The 4269-nt window shown below is 52.1% G+C and carries 3 protein-coding genes; all 3 read right to left on the reverse strand.

The window, feature by feature from the left end:
- Nucleotides 1-15: 15 nt before the first annotated feature.
- Nucleotides 16-1938 (reverse strand): PrkA family serine protein kinase, encoded by a 1923-nt coding sequence (locus tag INT22_RS12515; RefSeq protein ID WP_038476995.1) that lies wholly within the window; start codon nucleotides 1936-1938, stop codon nucleotides 16-18.
- A gap of 279 nt (nucleotides 1939-2217) precedes the next feature.
- Complete coding sequence (locus INT22_RS12520; RefSeq protein WP_038476998.1) at nucleotides 2218-3261, reverse strand: threonine aldolase family protein; 1044 nt, start codon at nucleotides 3259-3261, stop codon at nucleotides 2218-2220.
- 151 nt (nucleotides 3262-3412) lie between these two features.
- Nucleotides 3413-4269 (reverse strand): NAD(P)/FAD-dependent oxidoreductase (locus tag INT22_RS20940; RefSeq protein ID WP_226912684.1); only part of this gene is annotated, 857 nt, incomplete at its 5' end.

Below are 4269 nucleotides of genomic sequence, written 5' to 3' on the forward strand. Positions count from 1 at the left end.
CCTCCCGATTATCCGCTACTGGGACTTGCGCACGCGTAGGTACCACTCGGAAAGCAGCCGAACCTGTTTCTCGGTATAGCCACGATCCACCATGCGCGCCACAAAGTCCTCGTGCTTCTTCTGATCCGACTTCGACGCCTTCGCATTAAACGAAATAACCGGTAATAGCTCTTCAGTATTCGCAAACATCTTATGCTCGATAACGCCTTTGAGCTTTTCATAAGACTGCCAGCTGGGATTCATACCATTGTTTTGCGCACGCGCCCGCAATACGAAATTAACCACTTCGTGACGGAAGTCTTTCGGGTTAGAGATGCCTGCTGGTTTCTCAATTTTTTCGAGCTCGTCATTGAGTGACTGACGGTTCAACAATTCGCCCGTTTCGGGGTCGCGATACTCCTGGTCTTGAATCCAGAAATCCGCGTAGGTTACGTAGCGATCAAAGATGTTCTGCCCATACTCGCTATAAGATTCCAGGTACGCCGTTTGGATTTCCTTACCAATGAAATCGACATAGCGCGGTGCCAGAAACTCCTTGATAAAGCCGATATAGCGCTCAAATACTTCTGAAGGCAGTTGCTCGCGCTCTAATGCTTGCTCTAGCACATACAGCAAATGCACAGGGTTCGCGGCGACCTCAGTGCCATCGAAGTTAAACACTTTAGAAAGTATTTTGAAGGCGAAACGAGTAGACAACCCCTGCATGCCCTCATCCACACCCGCCGCATCACGATACTCCTGGATCGACTTTGCTCGAGGATCGGTGTCTTTCAGATTTTCGCCGTCATAAACGCGCATCTTGGAGTAGATGCTAGAGTTTTCTGGCACTTTTAGCCGCGAAAGCACCGAGAACTGCGCCAGCATGCGCAACGTATCAGGCGCGCAAGGAGCGGCATTAAGCGAGGAGTCTTCGAGCAGTTTTTGGTAAATTTTGATTTCTTCGGAGACCCGCAGGCAGTAAGGCACTTTGACGATATAGACACGATCCAAAAATGCCTCGTTGTTGCGGTTATTGCGAAACGCCTGCCACTCCGATTCGTTTGAGTGGGCTAAAATCACACCGTCAAAAGGAATGGCCCCCATGCCTTCAGTGGGGTTGTAGTTACCTTCTTGGGTGGCGGTAAGTAATGGATGCAGCACCTTAATCGGCGCTTTAAACATCTCAACGAACTCCATCAACCCTTGGTTAGCGCGGCAGAGCCCGCCAGAGAAGCTGTAGGCATCGGGGTCATCTTGCGAGTAAAGCTCCAACTGACGAATATCGACTTTACCCACTAACGACGAGATATCCTGGTTATTTTCATCGCCAGGCTCAGTTTTGGAGATGGCAATTTGATTTAACCGCGAGGGATAAAGGCGCACCACCCGGAACTGAGAAATATCGCCGCCCGCTTCTTTTAAGCGCTTCGCCGCCCATGGCGACATAACACTGCGCAGATAGCGTTGGGGAATACCGTACTCTTGCTCCAGAAGCTCACCATCTTCTTCCGGCGAAAAAAGTCCTAGCGGTGATTCATACACGGGTGAGTCTTTAATGGCATAGAACGGGATACGTTCCATCAACAGCTTCAAGCGTTCAGCCAGCGACGATTTACCGCCACCTACTGGTCCCAGTAAATAGAGGATTTGCTTACGCTCTTCTAATCCCTGCGCGGCATGACGGAAGTACGACACAATTTGCTCGATAGCTTCTTCCATACCATGAAATTCAGCAAAAGCAGGATAGCGGCGAATCACCTTGTTCGAGAAAATGCGTGATAGACGCGGGTCTTTCGCCGTGTCGATCACTTCAGGCTCGCCAATGGCTTCCAGCATACGCTCCGAGGCGCTGGCATAAACCTTTGGATCACGGCGACAAAGCGCCAAATACTCCTCTAGGCTCATGTCCTCTTGCTGAACGCGGGCAAATCGGTCTTGAACGTGATCAAAGATGCTCATGGAACTCTCCTGTGGCCCATCCCCCAGCAGCTACCGCCAAGCCCAAACATCAAGCGGTGCGCAATACGAGGTGTTGCTCTATCAGCGTAGTCAGCATTAGCAAAAAGTGATGACTAAACCTTCAACGCACAATGTTTAATAATTTGAGCACGGTAGGAGAGATTAAGTTGCGTTGAATGTGCGATGACCCTAAAAACAGTGTTCAGAACGCATAGCGCCGCCTGAAAGGCGGCGCTATGGCGTGCAACAACGCGTCTAGAAGGCACAGTTTAGGCAGTATTATCCCAGCACTTCTTTTACATCTGCCAACAGTTGATCCAGCAATTCAACGGTGGTGTTCCAAGCGCATACAAAACGCGCACCACCCGCACCGATAAAGGTATAAAAGGTCCAGCCTTTGGCTTTCAACGCCTCGATAGCATGAGGAGGAAATTCAACGAAAACACTATTCGCCTGGGTCGGAAACATCAGTGAAACGCCAGGTAGTGCTTGTAGCCCTTCGGATAAATACCGTGCCATGGCATTGGCATGCTCAGCGTTGGTTAACCACGCTCCGCTTTCCAACAACCCTAGCCATGGAGCCGAAACGTAGCGCATTTTCGAAGCCAGTTGACCTGCCTGTTTGCAGCGGTAGGAAAAGTCCTCAGCCAAATCGCGATTAAAAAACAGAATCGCCTCACCAAACGCTAGCCCGTTCTTGGTTCCCGAAAAACACAACGCATCGACGCCGACCTGCCACGTTAGCTCGGCGGGGCTTGCATTAAGACCAGCGCAGGCATTGGCGAACCGCGCGCCGTCCATATGTAAGCGTAAATCGTGCTTGTCTGCCATGGCACGTATTGCCAGTAACTCTTCCCGAGAGTAGACCGTGCCAACTTCTGTCGCTTGGGTAAGCGACACTACTTTAGGCTTGGGATAGTGAATATCACTACGCTTAGTGACCAGCGCTTCAATGCCCTGTGGCGTTAGCTTGCCGTTAGCCCCTGGCGAGGTCAGCAGCTTCGCGCCGTTGGAAAAGAACTCAGGGCCACCACACTCATCGGTTTCAATGTGGGCCAATTCATGACAAATAACGCTGTGGTAGCTGCGCCCCATTGCAGAAAGTGCCAGTGAGTTTGCTGCAGTACCGTTAAACACAAAAAAGACATCGCAATCGTAGTCAAACATTTCACGAAAACGATCTGCGGCACGGGCAGTCCAACGGTCATTGCCGTAGGCCAAATCATCAGCTTGATTGGCTTCAAGCAGGTATTCCATAGCCTCTGGGCAGATACCTGAGGTGTTGTCACTGGCTAAAAATCGTGGGGTACACTCCGAGGTCATGACGATAGTCCTTTTATCTGACGATCTTACGGCGCAAGCTGGGTGCCACTCTCGCCTTAATTTGTTAACTGTGGTTAACAGCCACCTTGATCGACCAGTCTATCGCCATTGCAACGCTTACGTCACCCGCCTAACTCGCTTGGCCCTATCGCTACAGGGAAGCGGCAAGACGTGTGCCTTGATCGATGGCTCGTTTAGCGTCTAGCTCCGCAGCTTCATCGGCACCGCCAATCACATGAAAACATGCTCCCGCCTGGCTTAAGGGCGCGATAAGCTCGCGAACCGACTCCTGCCCAGCGCATACCACGACAGTGTCCACCGCCAGCACCTGCTCCTCGCCATTGCGGCGAATGTGAAGACCGGCATCATCGATTTTCAAATACTCGCAGCCAGTCAGGGTTTTAACTCCCCGCTGTTTTAGTGATGCACGATGTACCCAGCCCGAGGTTTTGCCCAGGTTCTTACCTGGCTTAGAGCTTTTACGCTGAAGCATAATAATGTCACGGGGAGACGCTGGCGGCATGGGCGGCTTTAGACCGCCACGATCGCCCACGGCAAGGTCAACGCCCCACTCATCACACCAAGCGGCCACATCCATTTCAGGATGCCCCTGGTCAGCGAGCAGCTCTGATACATCAAAGCCAATACCACCAGCGCCAATCACGGCTACGCGCTGGCCCACACGTTCAGGATGCTCAATAGCTTCAGCGTAGCTAAGCACACTGGCATGGTCGGCCCCTGGTAGCGCAAGTTCACGGGGGGTAACGCCGGTGGCAATCACCACCTCGTCAAATTCAGCTAGTGTGTCGAGGGTAGCCGCCGTATTTAGGCGAACATCTACCGCGTGTTTTTCTAACATCACCCGAAAGTAGCGCAACGTTTCGTTGAACTCCTCTTTACCGGGAATTTTACGGGCGTAATTAAACTGCCCACCCAACTCGCTACGTCGCTCAAACAGCACCACGTGATGCCCTCGACTAGCAGCGGCCACGGCGGTGGCAAGCCCCG

It is taken from the genome of Halomonas sp. 3D7M, from assembly GCF_014897885.1.
Taxonomy (GTDB): Bacteria; Pseudomonadota; Gammaproteobacteria; order Pseudomonadales; family Halomonadaceae; genus Vreelandella.

Coding starts and splice junctions, on each gene's coding strand:
- INT22_RS12515 (WP_038476995.1), bottom strand. CDS start 1,938: ATGAGCATCTTTGATCACGTTCAAGACCGATTTGCCCGCGTTCAGCAA.
- INT22_RS12520 (WP_038476998.1), bottom strand. CDS start 3,261: ATGACCTCGGAGTGTACCCCACGATTTTTAGCCAGTGACAACACCTCA.